The following is a 16,832-nucleotide window of genomic DNA, read 5'->3' on the forward strand; positions in this document are numbered from 1 at the left end:
ATATTGCCTGATTTCAACGACAATTATTGAAGCCGACTTATTTATACTATGCAATCGCCAATTCTCACTTTTATTGTTCCATTAAAGAGTCCAAAAGTTAGTAAAGACTGGTCTCTTGTCTCTCGCCTTTGTTCCCAAACATTAAATAGCATTCTTCGACAAACTTGTCCTGAAATCAAAATAATTTTAGTCTGCAACGAACCACCAGAAAATTATCCTCAAGATTCGAGAATAGAAATAGTAACTGATTCTTTTCCCATTCCCAAAAATACTGGGGAAGTATATCTTGACATAAAACTTAAAGTTAAACGAGGTATGATTGCCTGCAAAGGTTTTGGTGAAGGATATGTCATGCGGATGGATGCAGACGATTTTATTCATCAAGAACTTGTCAGTTTCGTGAAAAATAATTATGGCTCCAATGGATGGTATTTTCCAAAAGGCTTTGTGTATCAAGAAGGCATGAAATGGATATATCTACGCAACGACTTTTATTGTTGGTCAGCTACTTCAAATATTGTATGGCTAACTGAAAAAGATTTACCCAAGTCTATGGAGACTCCAGATGACGAGTATTTTGTAGATTTATGGCAGCATTTAAAAATGAAGAAAGTTTGTGAACAAATAGGCAAGCCATTACAGCCTATGCCATTTAGAGCAGCAGCTTACACTATTGGTCATTCTGAAAGTATTATGCTTCACTCACTTGCTAACTGGCGTTCTCTGAAAAAATTAATTTGGCGGACAATTAGTGCTAGAACATTAACACCACAGCATATTGATAATTTTGGATTTGAAGATTTTTCAGAGATGATGCTGAAGATTCATTAAATAATGAGACAATTATTTCTGGTGTAGATATACATTATAATTTTTCTCTAAAAAACTACAATAATCAATTTTATTTGTGAAGTTAGTTGCTTACATTCATCCCATTCGCACATACCTACCTTGTACAGGAGTAGGGCGGCATATAAATCAGATGTTGCTTGGACTTGCAAAACAAAGTGGGGTTGAGTTGGATCTGTTTTTCTCAAAACAGTGGTTAGAGAGCGACGGTAAGCTTAACCCACGCTGTCCCCTGCGTGAACTACCCAACCGTACTTTTCCTGGACTAGAAAATACTACTGAGCGGACATGGAAACTATTTGGCTATCCTCGTATGGATAAATATTTGCCAGCACAGACAGACTGGCTTTATGCACCAATGGAAACTTACATCCCAGTATCGAAATGTCCCGTCGCTGTTACAATTCATGATGTACAAGCATTTGAAATAAATTTGCCTTGGTCAGGTACTTGGCAGCATCAATGGTTTCGCTACAAGTGGGGGCGTTGGGTGCGTCGTGCTTTGTCTGACTGTCGGGTGGTTTTTACTGTCTCGGAATTTTCTAAACAACGGATGGTGGAATTATTAGGAGCCGATCCGCAGAAGATTGTGGTAGTTGGCAATGGCATTGAGCAGTCTTTTTTTGATATTGCCTTAATTAATTCAGTAGATTTAAAGCCACCAGTGGAAGCACCTTACACTTTGGTCATAGGTGGTTTGCGTCAAAAAAAAGGAGGCGATCGTGTTCTTGCTGTTGCAAAAGCTCTCCTTGAGCGCAAAAGTAATTTAAACATTGTTGTAGCTGGTGAATTAGAAGCTGAATACATTGAAGCAGCTAAAACTTACTCTAATATCACCTTATTGGGCATGGTTCTAGACGAAGACCTACCAGGATTACTACGCCAAGCATCATCGCTTTTATTTCTTTCTCTCTATGAAGGCTTTGGTATGCCAGCGCTAGAAGCAATGGCTGTAGGGACTCCAGCAATTGTTTCTAATAGAGCTTCTCTTCCTGAAGTTGTTGGGGATGCTGGGATTGTTGTTAATCCAGAAGAAACTGATGCCATTGTGGAAATACTTATAAACTTAGAAGCAAATCCTCGTCTAGCGGAAGAATATGTTCAACGAGGCCGCAAACATGCAGCAGAACATACTTGGTTACGATGTGTAGACAGGGTAGTAATTGCTTTACAGGAATTTGCTTAACATCAACAAATCCTTATGGCTCTAAAAGTTGTTTTTTGCTGGTCTGATATCTCTGGTTATATGGCAGCTTGCTGGCGAGCTTTGGATCAAACACCAGACATTGATGTATTTGCCATTGGCTTTCAAGCTCGTACTGAAACAGCATTTTCCGATCAATTGATGCAAGGTATTCCTTGCCGACTCTTGGATATACAAGAAAGACAGGATGCAAATTTAATCAAACGTTTGGTGTTGGCAGAATCTCCAGATGTGGTTGTTCTTTGCGGTTGGTTGCATAAACCTTACCGTAAGTTGGCCTTTGCTTCCGAATTATGTGAAGCCGCCTTAGTTATGACTATGGATACCCCTTGGTGGGGTACGTGGAAACAACATTTAGCCCCTTGGTTTTTGCGCTCCTACTTGCAATCAATAAATAGTGTTGTTGTTGCCGGAGAACGTAGTTGGCAATATGCTTCACGTTTAGGAATTGAACCAGCAAACATAGCACATGGAGTTTATGGTATTGATTATGATAGTTGGTCTCCATTGTGGGAACAGCGCCTCCAGTCTGAATGGCCGCGTTCATTTTTATTTGTCGGTCGCTACGTGGCTGTTAAGGCAATTGATGTCCTGGTAGAAGCTTACCAAATTTATCGTTCTCAAGCATCTAATCCTTGGACTTTGGTATGTTGTGGACAAGGAACATTGGAATCACATCTTCAGGGAAAACCAGGAATCGAGAATCGAGGATTTTTACAACCATCAGAAATGCAAGCAGTATGGCAATCAGCAGGAGCTTTTATTTTGCCCAGCCGATTCGATCCTTGGCCGCTAGCTTTAGTAGAAGCCGCAGCAGCTGGGTTACCTATTATTTGTACTGATGTTTGTGGTTCTGCGGTTGAGGTAATTCGACCTTGGTATAATGGCTTAACTGTACCAAAAGAACAACCACAAGCTTTAGCTAAGGCAATGTTGACTTTACACGATCACTATGATGAGTTACCAACTTGGGGAAAGCGATCGCAACAATTAGCAGCTCCTTACGCTGCCAATATCTGGGCAGCTCGTTGGCAGGAATTGTTACACAATTCCTACAAGATGAAAACAGTCAAGGAGAATATTACAAATATGGTTGCTGAAAACTTGTAATCGAATCTTAAAATATGTCTGCAGATTATATTAGTAAAGTTTTTGAACTCATCTTTAGCCCCTATGGCTTAATCGGCATTATTATCGCCATAGTAGTATTGAACAAAGCTACACATTCTCCCCGTGTAGCTTGGCTGTTATTCTCAGTTTGCTGTTATATAGCTTCATTAGGAAAATTTCAGGATGAATGGATACAGGAGCCTCCTCCTTTAGTTTTTCCATTACAGCAGCTACGTGATATGGGCCGGCCTCTAACCATTGTTCTACTTGGTTTGCTGCTGATCCTAGCACTACAGACAAAAAATGGATGGCGTAGAATATTAGTGCCGGAGCCTATTAAATACTTAATAGCTGTTCAGACAGTAATTTTATTTAAAATATTAATATATGGTAATTCAGAATTTGCTCTCCAAGCAGCATTTTCCTTTGGAGCAGTAGTACTAACGATGAAATTAGGACCTTCTAAGTGGTTGCAGAATGAAAATAATTTCCACTTAGGTGTTTGGTCAATTGCAATAGTTGGTGTAATCTTTACTGTAGCTTGCTCCTATCAAGGAGCCATTAATATGTATGCCATGACATTCAATCAAGGACGCTTTCTTGGAACTACTGGCAACCCAATACACGCCTCAATTTTATTATCGATTATAATTCCCTGCTTGATATTCTTGATTGAAAGCCGCAGGCGCTGGGATTTGATAAAGTTATTTTGGATAGCTTTTCTATTTGTTCACGCTTACTTTTTATTTTTAACAGGTTCTCGTACTGGTATGATCATGGGCATAACCTCAATTCTACTTTTCTATCGCAATAGAGTAGGTATGTTACTACGTTTTGGTTTATTGATTGGGCTAATTTTAGTAATTGTTTTGTCATTTATAAATCAAGATTCAGGTACTACTAATTATGCTTTATTATCTGATAGATTTGTCTCAGGTGGCAATACTAGAGAAGGTGCTTGGCAAGGAATGTGGAATGGTTTCATGAGTAACCCTTGTTTCGGTAAGCCATTATCTGGCGAGCGTTTAGTTTTTGGTGAAAGTTCATGGTTAGCTACAGCTGATACCACAGGGGTGGTTGGATTAATACCTCTAATAATGATGGGATTAGGATGTCTAAAAATGATGTTTCATCTTCATAAATTGAGTTTTAGAAAACCTCACCACTTTCTACACACCAGTACAATTATTTCTGGTTTATCATCCCTTTTAATAGGAAGTTTCGGAGAACCATTTTTATTGGGAAATCTATCTTTTCCTGTGATGTCACTTATGATATATTTGTCGCTTGGACAGTATTTACTTGATGTAGATAAAATAGAAAAAAAGTACTTATTACGGCAGCAAAATTAGAATATTTGTATTAAAATATGCAATCAAGTATTTATATAATTAATTTCAATTTGAATATTCAAATAATATTTATATATTGAAACAGCCTTTTTAGTCATATTTGATATTTAAAATATTTTAAATATAATTAAACATATTTCCTCATAAAACTGGTGAATTAAAATTGCCAAAAAAAAAGCATCTTATCAAAACGCCTGAAGTTTGTCATGTTGTAGCAAGTGTTAATGAATATGTAGGAGGTGTTGGATGTACAGTCATCAGTCTTGCGGAAACACTTTTTGCTCAAGGAATGTCCTCTCATATATTCACGCTTGATGATCGATATTTGGGTAAACAAAAAATACCGACATCTGTAACATTTCACAGCTATCCAGCACACTTCTTGGCTCGAAAACTGCGAGGATTTCATCCCCAAGCGTCTAATGCTCTTTTGCAATTAGCTTCAACAGAAGTAAATCTAATTCATAATCATGGATTGTGGATGTTTCCGAATCTTTATGCACGACAAGCTGCATTAACCAATCACTTACCTTTGGTTATTTCTCCTCATGGAATGCTGGAATCTTGGTCTTTAAAACGTAGTGTTGTCAAAAAGCGGTTGGCATGGTTACTATACGAACGAAAAAATTTGAATAGTGCTACTGTTTTTCATGCTACTTCTGCTCAAGAGGCTTGTTCTATCCGTAGTCTTGGTCTCAAGCAACCAATAGCATTGATTCCTTTTGGTATTGATATTAATGAATTCAATGAAAACATTGAAAAAGAATTATTAACAAAATTATTTCCACAACTTGCTGATAAAAGATGGTTACTTTTTCTTTCGAGACTTCATCCTAAAAAAGGTATAGATAATTTGCTTTATGTCTGGCAAAAAATAGAAGCACAATTTTCAGATTGGCATTTAATCATTGCTGGTCCTGACTTAATTGGTTATCAAGCTAATTTAGAACAGTTAGTAGAACAGTTGAATTTGAAACAACGCGTGACATTTACTGGTATGCTTTCAGGACAATATAAAGCTTCTGCATTTAGTAATGCTGATTTATTTGTCTTGCCAACCCATTCAGAAAATTTTGGAATTGCAATAGCGGAGTCTCTTGCTTATAGTCTACCTGTTATCACTACTAAGTGTACTCCTTGGCAAGATTTAGAAACCTATGGTTGTGGTTGGTGGATTGAAGATAATCAGCAGGCGCTAATGGATATTTTATTAGATGCTATGCAATTGCCTGACAATAAGCGGCGAGAAATGGGTTTAAAAGGACGAAATTTAGTAGAAAATAAATATTCTTGGAATTCGATCGCCAAGGATATGGCAAGTGTTTATGACTGGATTCTTGGTGGTGGTGAATTGCCTGATTGCCTGCAACTTTATGACTCTTAAGGAGACAAATTAGTGATTATTTCTATTTTTACAGGTCCTTGGCTGCCTGTTCCAGCAATTCAAGGAGGTTCTGTACCTCGGCTATGGCAAGGTTTAGCAGAGGAATTCGCCACTAAAGGTCATCAAGTCAGCATTTTATGTCGTTCTTATCCTGGACAACCAGACCAAGAGGTAATTAATGGTGTAAACTATATTAGACGAGGTGGTTTTCCCCAAAGTACTAATATTTGGTGGGATCTCCTAAAAGACCTAGCTTATGCTTTGATGACATTGCCAACTTTGCCTGCTGCCGATATTTTGATAATAAATGATTTTTGGTTACCTGTGTTTGCAGCCTTACGCCCTAGAGTAGGAAAAATTGTAATTAACGCTAATCGATTTCCTAAAGGACAATATCGCTTGTATGCAAAGGCTGACCACATTGCTGCTGCATCAACAGCAATTAAAGAGGCGATCGTACAACAATATCCTACCGCAGCTCCTCGAACCAAAGTTATTCCCAATCCTATTGACACTACGATATTCCATCCGTCAACTCACTCCATTCCAGACAAAAAAGAGCGAGTTATTTTATACGTTGGTAGACTGCATCCTGAAAAAGGAATTGATTTATTATTAAACGCATTTTCAATCTTATCCCAGCAATTTTCTAATATAAAACTTAAAATTATTGGGCCTTATAAAGAAAATCAAGGTGGCGGTGGCAAACAATATCTGCGTATTCTCCAATCAAAAGCAGAAGGATTAAATATTGAATTTGTACCACCAATTTTTGATATTAGTAAGCTAGCTGAAGCTTATCGTGAAGCTGATATATTTTGCTATCCTTCGTTGGCTGAGCAAGGCGAAGCTTTTCCAGTAGCTCCTTTAGAGGCAATGAGTACTGGTTTAATTCCTGTAGTGTCTAATCTAGAGTGTTTCAAGGATTTGATTGAAGAAGATGTAACGGGGTACTTTTTCGATCATCGTAGTTTTGATGCAGCAGGCAATTTAGCACTTAAACTCAAATCAGTTCTTCTTAATCCTGAAAAAACTCATAAAATTAGTATTAACGCTAGCCAAAAAGCCTCAGAATTTAGTTACGACAAAATCGGTAGATTATATCTTTTTGATTTTGAAAAGTTACTCAAAAATAATAATTAATAATCAAGCTGATTTAGGAGTAAAAAAATATCTGGGTTTGTAGACCAAAAAAGCTATTTTAGTAACTTGCAATTTCGTTTGATAAAAATGTAAATATAATAATCAAAATCAAGAGTTAAATAATGATTAAAAATTTTGGTAACGAAGATAATACAAAAGTCATTGACTTGAGACACCAACTAGATAGCTTTTATTCAAAGACACAAGAATATACGCCGTTTCATGAGGCCAACTCAAAACCAGAATTTTGGCAACCAATTAAAGCTAATGCACAAGAAATTCTAGAGAGAACTGGCTCATGTCGTATCCTTGAAATTGGTGCAGGATGTACAGGATTTGCTGATTATCTACAGGAGTTAAGGAAACTTGTAATTTTCGATAGTCAAGATGTAACTGCAAGCAATAAAGATTATTTATTAAGCAAATCAGATAACATTTATATTGGTGATATATGTGAGATACAAAATAAATACGACATAATTTTTTCTACTTTTGTATGGGAACATATTAGCAATCCAAAAACTGTTATTAATCACCTATTGGGCTTATTAAATCCTGGCGGTAGTTTATTTATTGTATCCCCTCGTTATGATTTTCCTTTTTATTTGAGTCCGTCAGCTAAACATTTATCGTTCTTTCAACGTTTGAGAATTAGTATTTGGTTACAGTGGCGTAGGTTATTGGTGCTAACTGGGGGAAGTCCTGATTTCTTGCTTCACTTCGACCCGGCATTATTTCATTGTCCTTGGTTTCGAGATTCTGATGCAATACATTGGGTATCATTATGGGATTTGAAGAATCATTTACCTAAAAATATACAGCTAGATCAGTTACGCATACCAGTCACAGGTTTTCGTAGCAAAATCTGGGAAAGTTTTCTTCTTCTTTTCGTGAGAATAAAAAAACCGTTGAATTGAGTTTTAGAGATTAAAAAATGGTTATCCATTAACTAAGGCATTAATCAACAGTTATAAGGAGTAAGCTATCTGGAAACATCCTATTGCACAATGCTTATTAACTCTGATAACAGAGGGATAACGCACTCTCATAAATACTTTTAATGCCATTTTACTCAACTATGTTTCAAGAATTGACTCCCCTCATCCTTACCTATAACGAAGCACCCAATATTGGTCGTACTCTCCAACGTTTATCTTGGGCAAAGACAATTGTAGTTATTGATAGTTACAGCAATGATGAAACTTCAGAAATTTTGGATTCTTATCCACAGGTACAAGTTTTTCAAAGAAAATTTGATACTCATGCTAAACAATGGAACTATGGATTGGAAAAAGTTAAATCTCAATGGGTACTTTCTTTAGATGCAGATTATATTGTTACAGATGAGTTAATTGCTGAAATTGAAGCCATACCAGATGATGGACAAATAAATGGTTACTTTGCCAGATTTAAATACTGTGTTTTTGGCAAACCACTTAAAGGAACAATACTTCCTCCCCGCAAAGTTGTTTTTCGTAAAGACAAAGCAATTTATGTAGATGATGGACACACTCAGCTTTTGCAACTTACTGGGAAATCAGCAATACTCTCTGGCTACATCCATCATGACGATCGCAAACCTCTGAGTCGTTGGTTATGGGCGCAGGAGCGTTACATGGTGATTGAAGTCAAGAAATTATTGAAGACTCCTGCAAATGAGCTGAGTTTAGGCGATCGCATTCGGAAACAAAAGATTTTTGCTCCCTTTATTATCCTTTTTTATTGTTTAATTTTAAAAGGAGGAATCTTAGACGGATGGGCAGGTTACTACTACGCTTTCCAGCGAATGCTAGCCGAAATTTTATTATCAATACGCTTGATTGAATATGAAAAATTAGATAACAACGAGGTTCGCTGAAATTGACGAATAAATTTTTTCGGAAATTTCGTAAATATACAATAGCCATCTATATAATAGTTGCTCTAGTAATTACTGAAATTTCTTTAAGACTTGTACTAGGACTAGGCAATCCTGTATTGAGTCAAGCAGATCCTAATACAGGTTATCGTTTTCAAGCGAACCAAAAAGTATTTCGCTTTGGTAAAAGAATTGAATATAATCAGTACTCTCAGAGGTCAGAACCTATTACTCAAGAAAAGCCTAAGGGAGTACTGAGAATTATGGCGCTCGGTGATTCCATTCTCAATGGTGGTAATCCTACCGATCAACAACAAATAATTACTGAGATTTTTAAGTCTAAATTAATAACTGCTGGACATCCAGCACAAGTACTCAATGCCTCTGCTGGTTCCTGGGGAATTGGTAACCATTTAGGATATCTACGCAAATTTGGCACTTTTAATAGTGATGCTATCATTGTGGAAATTGGCACTAACGATCTAGCTCAACCTACAAGTACTAGTGCTGTTGTTGGAAACGACCCTAATTTCCCTAATCATCGTCCCCTGTTTGCAGTTCAAGAAGCTTGGATTCGCTATATTTGGCCAAGGTTATTACAAACTTTGCAAATTGGCTCTGCGCCTTCTGATTTTCCGGTAACTCCTTCATCTGCTGAACCCAATCGCCAGTTTCAGGAGAATATGCAGAACCTAAAAACCACAGTACAGCTAGTTCGTAATCAAAAAATTCCAATTTTTGTCCTGTTCGTACCCCAAGTTTCTAACTTAGTTCCTTCCAACACCCCACCTAAGTATAAATTGGAGTTTATTGAACAGTTAAAGTCCTTACAAGTTCCTTTAATTGACGCTGAAATTGAGTGGTCAAGCTTGCCGAAGAAAATAGTGGAAACCTTCTTTCGAGATGATATACACCCAAATGAGGTAGGAAATCAAGCTCTAGCGGATTTATTGTTTCAACAGCTATGTGTTGCTGGGCAATTATCTGCGTGCCATGAGAATATACCTCAATGAAGGGGTGAGTATATTTGTGAATCGCTTTCATCGCCGACTGAAAAAATATTGGATTTTTTTTCTCACAGGCTCGATGCTAATTTTGCTCAGTATCATTCCTGTGCATATAGCGATCGCCCTTTACCAAGCACCCCAACCCCAAGCGATCCTTACCCTTGGTGGTTGGACAGATCGAGAACAGACTGCTGCTGAAATTGCTCGTTGGTATCCTTCTTTAGAAGTTTGGGTTTCTTCTGGCACTCCACCTGAACTAGTGCGACCAATTTTTCAGGCTGCTGGTATATCCAAGAACCGCCTTCACCTTGATTATCGTGCTGTTGATACTGTTACAAACTTTACTACAATTATTCCTGAACTCAAGAGTAAACACATACAACATATTTACTTAATTACTTCTGATTATCACATGCCTAGAGCCAAGGCGATCGCCACCATGCTTCTTGGTAGTCAAGGTATCGCTTTTACGCCAATTTCTGTACTATCAGATCGATCTAAAAAAGAAACTATTTTTCCTATGATTCGGGATTTAGGGCGCTCTTTACTTTGGATTGTCACAGGTCGTACAGGAACCAGTCTTCAGTCTGCTATTAATTTACCCTAGTATGCGTCTAGATTCTTACACAGTAGGTAATTATATTCCTGGCGCACCTTACTGGAAGCAACTTCTGTGGTACTTTTTAGGCTCACCCTTAGTACAAAGTCGCTTGCTGCCGATGTCAGGTTTAAAAGTTTTGCTACTTCGTACTTTTGGAGCAAAAATTGGTCAAGGTGTCCGTATCAAACCAGGAGTTCGCATCAAATTCCCTTGGCGATTAATAGTTAACGATTATGTATGGATTGGAGAAGATGCTTGGATTGATAACCTGGCTCTAGTTACTATCGAAAGTCATGTCTGTCTATCTCAAGGCGTTTATCTATGTACTGGTAATCATGATTGGAACCATCCTGATTTTCAACTGATTACTGCACCTATTTATATTCAACAGAGTAGTTGGATTGCAGCCCAAGCAGTAATTGGCCCAGGAGTTACTGTTGGTCGCGGAGCAGTACTTACTTTAGGGGGAGTAACTACTAGTTCTTTAGAGGCGATGACAATTTATGCGGGTAATCCAGCTCAAGCCATAAAACAACGGAAATTGTAGGTAGAGAGTGTTGTGGATTGATATCCTACCCCACTGCATTGTGTACTCGTAATGCAGTGGGGGTAAGACTTAAGTAGTTAAGGGGGTAGGTTTAAGACAGCTAATCACGGGAAAATCCTACAACCAACAATCAAAAAAAATACACCCTACTTCTTACATCTGTACAGACACGATTAATCGTATCTGTACCTACTCCCTATTTTGATGATTATGGAGACAAGAACTTAGTCGGGTTCATGGCATCAGAATCTATCAGACTCTGTTGGACGCGACCATTTACAAGTTTGACGACATACACAGACCCCGCCTTCCTAGCTCGTAAAGTCAGAGTTCCTAGTTTGTTATCAATTTTCACCCTCACATTGCGATCGCTACCCACATTCGCCCAAGCAGTAACTAGCCAACGGTCTTCGCCGACTATTTTGCGTGCCAGCACGCGCGCTGTTGGTATTGTGATTAATCCCCAATTACCTTGTACTTGCTGTGTCTGACCTTGTGCCGGAAACTCCATTGCTGGTAAGAGCTTAGTCCAACTTTGATAGGGATGCAGATTTGGTCCTGGTAAAAGGTCGCCGTTACGCAAGTACTCTTCCAAATGCGAGAACAACGCCTGGGCATGACCTTGTATTGTTAATTGCCGAATTAATGTCGGGGTAGTCGTACCAACTGGCTTGTTATACTTGAGTGCTTCCCACAATGGTCCACTGCATACGAAATACCCGCCCACAGAGCCGATGGCGCCTGCGGTGTAGTAAGTCTTCATCATACCCATAAAGGTATCCGAGCTGGAGATTGGTTGACCTGGGTAACCTTCCCAACCCATGGTGATCCAAGGATAAGTGAACTTCTGCCCTAGACTGATTGCCCCAGAGATGTTGTTCAATGCTTGTGTCAATGCGTCCCAAGGCACCATGTGCTCTGGTCGCACACCAGTCCAGCCAGAGTTACCATGCTGATAATACATTTCAGGCGCAGTATAGTCAGAAACAATCGGCTTTTTCATCGAGTCCAGAAAATGCTCGTATAAGAACATATACCAAGACCATCCAGCCCATCGCCCACGTTCATTACCATAGGTTTCTTGATACCAGAAATAATTTGGTCTCGATTGCAAGTTCTTAAAAATAGCCTCTTTAAGCGCCCCTTCCTGTCTTGCTTTATTGCGAGACGCATAAACAAACCAGTCGTTTAAACCAGAGTTGTTAAAATCCGCTAGAACTGTAGGGTCTTGTCCCCATAGCTGCTCAGGATCGTTATCAAGAGGTGGCCACAAACCAGATTCACCTTCGTTAATGAGCACCTTGATAGGCTGTCCAGCAGATTTTTTTAATTGAGCAAACTGTTTACCATAATAATTACCGATGATTTGAAATGCCTCATTTGGGGCAGCAGGGCTAACTGTAGGTCGGCCACCATTGAGAATGATCTTTCCATATTTGTCACGTAACCAAGTGTTCGGTGGCAGGGGAGGAAGGTCAGAGTTGCGCCCATCATAGTTATCATAAAATCTATACACTCCTCCTATCGCTGCGATCGATTGGTAGCGACCAGGATTAGCTTGGGCGACTTGTGCCAAATTATCAGTCTGTACTGGTAGTCCATACCCCCAATAGTTAGCTAATTCAATGTAAGTATCTCTCGATAGCCCACAATGCGCTTGACCCAAAGGTAATAGAGTATTGCCTTTTTTAAATACAGGTCGAGGTGCGGCCTTAAGGTGATCTAACGGAGTCGATTGTGAATTGAGGGTTTGAGCATATAGTGGCGTGTTAACGACCATACTCAGAGTCATAGCAAAGCTAAGCGCAGAGGAAATACTCGAACGCATTGAACGTAAATGAAGCTTTATCATTAAGTCTCCTTACACCTTACAGTAGCAATAATCTGATTTGTTCCTTAATGAGTCAAGGGTAATTTCTCTTACTCAATGTCTCCGAAAAGTTCAAAACTAGTCTCTGACTAGCTTAGAGGGCTTATTTAAAAATTTAAAATTAACCTAATTATGTGAAGATACAGAGAAGATGCAGATTAAAACTGAGTTAATCAGTATTTAAGCTGTATAATAGAAGCTTCAAATAATCTGGCTGTTAGCGAAGAGATACACAGCAGGAGAAGTTGCAAAAGTCACAGGATATAGGTCGGGTTCGATTTATAGAATCGCAGTATCCTGCAACTAAGTTGGAGAAGTTATAGTAGGGAATACCTTCGGGTGTAAAGCCATCAGGATTGCGTACTACAACAGTCGGGTCGCTGATGTGGTAACAGCAACTATCATTGGAGCATCAACGCTATAAGAGCCAATGTTGTGTATTGCGATGTCTGCATATAGTAAGTGGGTATCTGCATTAAAGCTAGTGCGGTGATAATCTGCACTGAAACTTTGAGAGACATCTGTCAAGTTGTTAAAATTAAGCGATGTCGTAGTGTTTGCAGATGGCTGCGTACCAAAACCTGACTGTAAAGGAGATTGTGTATTAGCTGGTACAGTTTGCAGAGCAAATTCGGTAATGCTGACATTGGTAGCTGCTGATATTCTCACTGAAACTCAATCTCGCACAACTCACCAGAACCTCAAAAATGCTTTAGAAGTAGCGAATGCTCATCAATTAACCAAGTTTCTGATTGTTAGCGATCCATTGCACATGAAGCGAGCGGTATTGATGGCACGAGGTTTAGGGATGGATGCACATTCGTGTCCCACACCAACTACCCGCTATCGCAGTTTTCACAGTCAGATGGAGTTTTTGAGCCGAGAAACTTATTTTTGCTTTGTCTATTTAGTGTTTAAAATCTAGCTGTAGTCACTAACATGGACGATGTTATTTGGTAGTTTTATGTTTACCTCGACAACTTACTTATTAATGCAATGGCTAGTTGATTAACGCAGAAGCCGCAGAACTTACAGAAGTTATCGATAAAATTTGGCTATCGCAAAAAGTATATTATTTATCCGCTTAAACTCGAAGCAATAGCGAGAGGGTTCAATACCATTTTCTTTTTACTCTTTAGCATAGAAATACTTAATGTTTGCAAGGCTAAATTAGCCTAACGTTTTCAACATTTAAAACGAGTTAATCTTAGAACTAGTTGACAAGAGGAAGTTTTGAAAGAGGTTGCCAGACGATAAGATTTGCGGATTATATCTAAGGCAGAGTATGGCACACGGAGTCGAAGTGGGCATAACACGGGGAGATATAACCAGTAATAAGCCTTCTTCAAGTTATTCCACTTTGAGCAGGCTTCAAGATGTAAAAAATCTGAGATGTCTACAACTAATCCTCTGCCTTGGTGCATCATAACATTACGCCCGTGGACATCATGAGGGTGAAGGGAGCAACGCCGGGCATAGTCAAGAGCTTCATCGATGTCTCTTATTACCTGCTTGGGAATCGGTAAACCTAAGTGCATACAGTCGTACAGAGTTGTTCCATAAAGCCGTTTCAAAATTAGAAAGTTATCTTTGGCGTACAAACACTCAGAAAACGCCGGATAAGAACCTAGACGACGGTAGACTTCTACTTCCTCTTCAAAGCCTGGTCGTCCTGGGGCATAAATTTTAACTACACACTCAGGGTAATCGGGATGATAAACTACTGCGGCGTAATTTCCTTTGCCAAGCAGCCGCCAGGGTTGGGGAAGATAGCTGACCTGAATGGGATTACGGGGATTGACACTTTCAATTTGTAATCTAGGCAGTAGTTCCTGATAAATGCTTTTGACCAGCTGTTCTGGAAGCAATTTTTCCATACCGGATAAGTTTCTGACACCAAAGAACAAGATAAACTACTCGATTTATCTCAACTATTACGGCAACAGTTGGAATTGAGCTTAATTTTGAAATGGCAATCCCTATATTGCGACAACAGAGCTAGCATCATGAAGCCATTGTGGAGAACTGCCATAATCTTAACTGCGATCGCTGGAGCTATCATCACTGCTGTCTTGATTTTCCAAAGAACTAAAAGCATATCCATCACGCTTACCGAAGAGTAAATTCTTTGGCCATCATGAAATGCGTTTTAGCCTTGCACAGCATTAAAACTGCCCAAAACAACTCATGCCAAACTCGAAAGACCACAAGCAAGCCTTATCTAATCTTAGAGGATGTTTGAAAAGTCCTCTTGTCGGTATCAAAAGTTTTAGATCCCTCTAAATCTCCCGATAAATTCGGAGACTTTGATTCCGGTTCCCCCCTTTTTAAGGGGGGTTAGGGGGGATCTAAAGTGCCTAAAGTCACAGCGAAACACTTTTCAAACAACCTCTTACGCAACTTCCAGTTTGGTGATGGATTAACCAACATCAGCGATCGCTCTATTAGCCGTGGCGTGGCGTAGCCCATCGTTGCAGTAAAAAGATTTGTAAAGATAATGGATTGGATGCTTATCCAACTTGAAAAAACTTTTTCACTTTTGACAAATATATCCTCTGCTAGATCCAAAGGAACTACTTAATTAAATAAAGTCAAGTATATTATAGCGTTTACCAGTCTAATGAAGTACACTAATTAAGATAAATCAGTGCATCTACTCAAGGGTGAAAATGAAACCATATTCCCTCGACTGCGGAAAACCTTGTCTTTGTTGACGAAGCAGGAGCTAATCTATCTTTAATAAGACACTCCGCTCGCTCTAAAAAAGGTAAAAGAGCGCATGGCTCACGACCTCAAAAACCCTGTAAAAATGTCTCTATAATTGGAGCGTAGGCGAAGCCCGCCGTAGGCATCGCTGATTTTTGATCCGACCTCACAAAATCGCGTTGCTCCCTTAAGGAAGTTGGTTTGGTTGAATGTTTTAATAGTAATTCTGACTTGTCTGTTTGAATTACCAATTATTTGATTATTTAAAGAATAATGTCCTGGCCTCGCTCCGTAAAGCGAACCTCTTTAATATTCCATTGGGCATTACTCGTTAGGGTTTTGCGGAGGCTGCCAAATAAAGCAAACTGTTCACAACTAGAAAGAGAAGCTATTTGCCGCTTTGACTGAGGAGATATTCGCAAATCAACTGTAGCAATCCCATTTTTGATGTTGACGCGATACCCAGACAAGCTAAAGTCGCTTGTATCCCGTTTTTCTATAATTTTACCCACTACGTTTGTTACGGGTTCCTCGGCTGGTACTAAAACCTTTTCTGGAATTAGTTCTTGACATTGGGTATCACTTGTGTAAATTGTGACGTTGGTAGTTTTGCCGTTGACAGTTTTAGAAGTTGATGAGGAAGGCGTATTTTCCTTAGGAGATTCTTGATTGGGAGATTTTTCTCTCAACTGAGCTACGGGAGGAATTTGGCTGGGAGTCGGAGACGATGCGCTGTTTGTAGGTGTAGTGGTAGGGGATGGTGTTCCGGTGTCAATATTATTAGCGGTGGGGTTAGAACTACAACTGCTGAGGCTGACAACAATTGTCGCAAAAATAAGGGGTAAAAAATATCTCTTGGTTGTGTTCATAATTTTGCTCATAATTTATTTGTATTGCTGCTATCAATTTCAGTGTTGCTGGTATTAATTCCGCATAAATTAGTGAATCTTGAGCCAGTCTATAAAGTGTCAACCTAGAATTTGTTAAAGTCAAGGGTTCTACTCGTTTGGTAATCAATTTATGGTGGACACAAGCATTTACTGGTTGAAAGGTAAGATTCGTTTATAAAGATGCCAAATATATCGTAGGTGTAGCCCCAATACAGTTCGGTTAAGGTGCACAGTCCTTAATGATCCCCCTTAATCCACGCCAGTCGCTCATGGGGGAAACCCCCAAGACCGCGCTGGCTCCCCTTAAAAAG

At 39.1% G+C, this 16,832-nt stretch carries 15 protein-coding genes and 1 pseudogene; 12 read left to right on the forward strand and 4 right to left on the reverse strand.

The genetic code is table 11. From position 1 onward, the window contains the following. Positions 1–48: 48 nt before the first annotated feature. From F8S12_RS37370 to F8S12_RS37420, 11 genes are all read left to right on the forward strand, one after another. Positions 49–831, forward strand: coding sequence for a glycosyltransferase family A protein (locus F8S12_RS37370; protein ID WP_196521370.1), 783 nt, complete (start codon positions 49–51; stop codon positions 829–831). Positions 832–907: 76 nt separating this feature from the next. Next, complete coding sequence (locus F8S12_RS37375) at positions 908–2,035, forward strand: glycosyltransferase family 4 protein (RefSeq protein WP_196521371.1); 1,128 nt, start codon at positions 908–910, stop codon at positions 2,033–2,035. 15 nt (positions 2,036–2,050) lie between these two features. Beyond that, the gene (locus F8S12_RS37380; RefSeq protein ID WP_196521372.1) at positions 2,051–3,163 is read left to right on the forward strand and encodes a glycosyltransferase family 4 protein; all 1,113 of its coding nucleotides are present in this window, start codon (positions 2,051–2,053) and stop codon (positions 3,161–3,163) included. A gap of 14 nt (positions 3,164–3,177) precedes the next feature. Then, positions 3,178–4,515, forward strand: coding sequence for an O-antigen ligase family protein (locus tag F8S12_RS37385; protein WP_196521373.1), 1,338 nt, complete (start codon positions 3,178–3,180; stop codon positions 4,513–4,515). 163 nt (positions 4,516–4,678) lie between these two features. Continuing rightward, positions 4,679–5,899, forward strand: coding sequence for a glycosyltransferase (locus F8S12_RS37390; protein WP_196521374.1), 1,221 nt, complete (start codon positions 4,679–4,681; stop codon positions 5,897–5,899). Positions 5,900–5,911: 12 nt separating this feature from the next. After that, on the forward strand, positions 5,912–7,042 hold the full coding sequence (locus tag F8S12_RS37395; protein WP_196521375.1) for a glycosyltransferase family 4 protein: 1,131 nt from the start codon (positions 5,912–5,914) through the stop codon (positions 7,040–7,042). 122 nt (positions 7,043–7,164) lie between these two features. Further along, positions 7,165–7,959 (forward strand): class I SAM-dependent methyltransferase, encoded by a 795-nt coding sequence (locus tag F8S12_RS37400; RefSeq protein WP_196521376.1) that lies wholly within the window; start codon positions 7,165–7,167, stop codon positions 7,957–7,959. A 161-nt stretch (positions 7,960–8,120) separates the two neighbouring features. Next, entirely contained in the window at positions 8,121–8,900 is a 780-nt protein-coding gene (locus tag F8S12_RS37405; protein WP_196521377.1) for a glycosyltransferase family 2 protein, read from the forward strand. A 2-nt stretch (positions 8,901–8,902) separates the two neighbouring features. Further along, positions 8,903–9,913: an SGNH/GDSL hydrolase family protein gene (locus tag F8S12_RS37410; RefSeq protein WP_196521378.1), complete on the forward strand. Its 1,011-nt coding sequence runs from the start codon at positions 8,903–8,905 to the stop codon at positions 9,911–9,913. 16 nt (positions 9,914–9,929) lie between these two features. Then, positions 9,930–10,514, forward strand: coding sequence for a YdcF family protein (locus F8S12_RS37415; RefSeq protein WP_196521379.1), 585 nt, complete (start codon positions 9,930–9,932; stop codon positions 10,512–10,514). A gap of 1 nt (position 10,515) precedes the next feature. Next, positions 10,516–11,055 (forward strand): WcaF family extracellular polysaccharide biosynthesis acetyltransferase, encoded by a 540-nt coding sequence (locus F8S12_RS37420; RefSeq protein ID WP_196521380.1) that lies wholly within the window; start codon positions 10,516–10,518, stop codon positions 11,053–11,055. A 208-nt stretch (positions 11,056–11,263) separates the two neighbouring features. Here F8S12_RS37420 and F8S12_RS37425 read toward each other — a convergent pair whose 3' ends face one another. Both F8S12_RS37425 and F8S12_RS37430 read right to left on the reverse strand, forming a co-directional pair. Continuing rightward, on the reverse strand, positions 11,264–12,907 hold the full coding sequence (locus tag F8S12_RS37425) for a hypothetical protein (protein WP_230968545.1): 1,644 nt from the start codon (positions 12,905–12,907) through the stop codon (positions 11,264–11,266). A gap of 381 nt (positions 12,908–13,288) precedes the next feature. Beyond that, positions 13,289–13,594, reverse strand: a complete 306-nt coding sequence (locus F8S12_RS37430; RefSeq protein WP_196521382.1) for a hypothetical protein — start codon at positions 13,592–13,594, stop codon at positions 13,289–13,291. Here F8S12_RS37430 and F8S12_RS37435 point away from each other — a divergent pair. Continuing rightward, positions 13,581–13,850, forward strand: a pseudogene (locus tag F8S12_RS37435) (YdcF family protein); the annotation flags it as partial. The gene F8S12_RS37430 and the pseudogene F8S12_RS37435 sit on opposite strands and share 14 nt — an antisense overlap. Before the next feature lie 259 nt (positions 13,851–14,109). Here the strand turns inward: F8S12_RS37435 and F8S12_RS37440 are convergent. Beyond that, complete coding sequence (locus tag F8S12_RS37440; protein ID WP_196521383.1) at positions 14,110–14,802, reverse strand: serine/threonine protein kinase; 693 nt, start codon at positions 14,800–14,802, stop codon at positions 14,110–14,112. Positions 14,803–15,894: 1,092 nt separating this feature from the next. Beyond that, positions 15,895–16,512: a sporulation/spore germination protein gene (locus tag F8S12_RS37445; protein WP_196521384.1), complete on the reverse strand. Its 618-nt coding sequence runs from the start codon at positions 16,510–16,512 to the stop codon at positions 15,895–15,897. Positions 16,513–16,832 lie beyond the last annotated feature (320 nt).

It is taken from the genome of Nostoc sp. WHI, assembly GCF_015714725.1.
Classification (GTDB): domain Bacteria; phylum Cyanobacteriota; class Cyanobacteriia; order Cyanobacteriales; family Nostocaceae; genus Nostoc.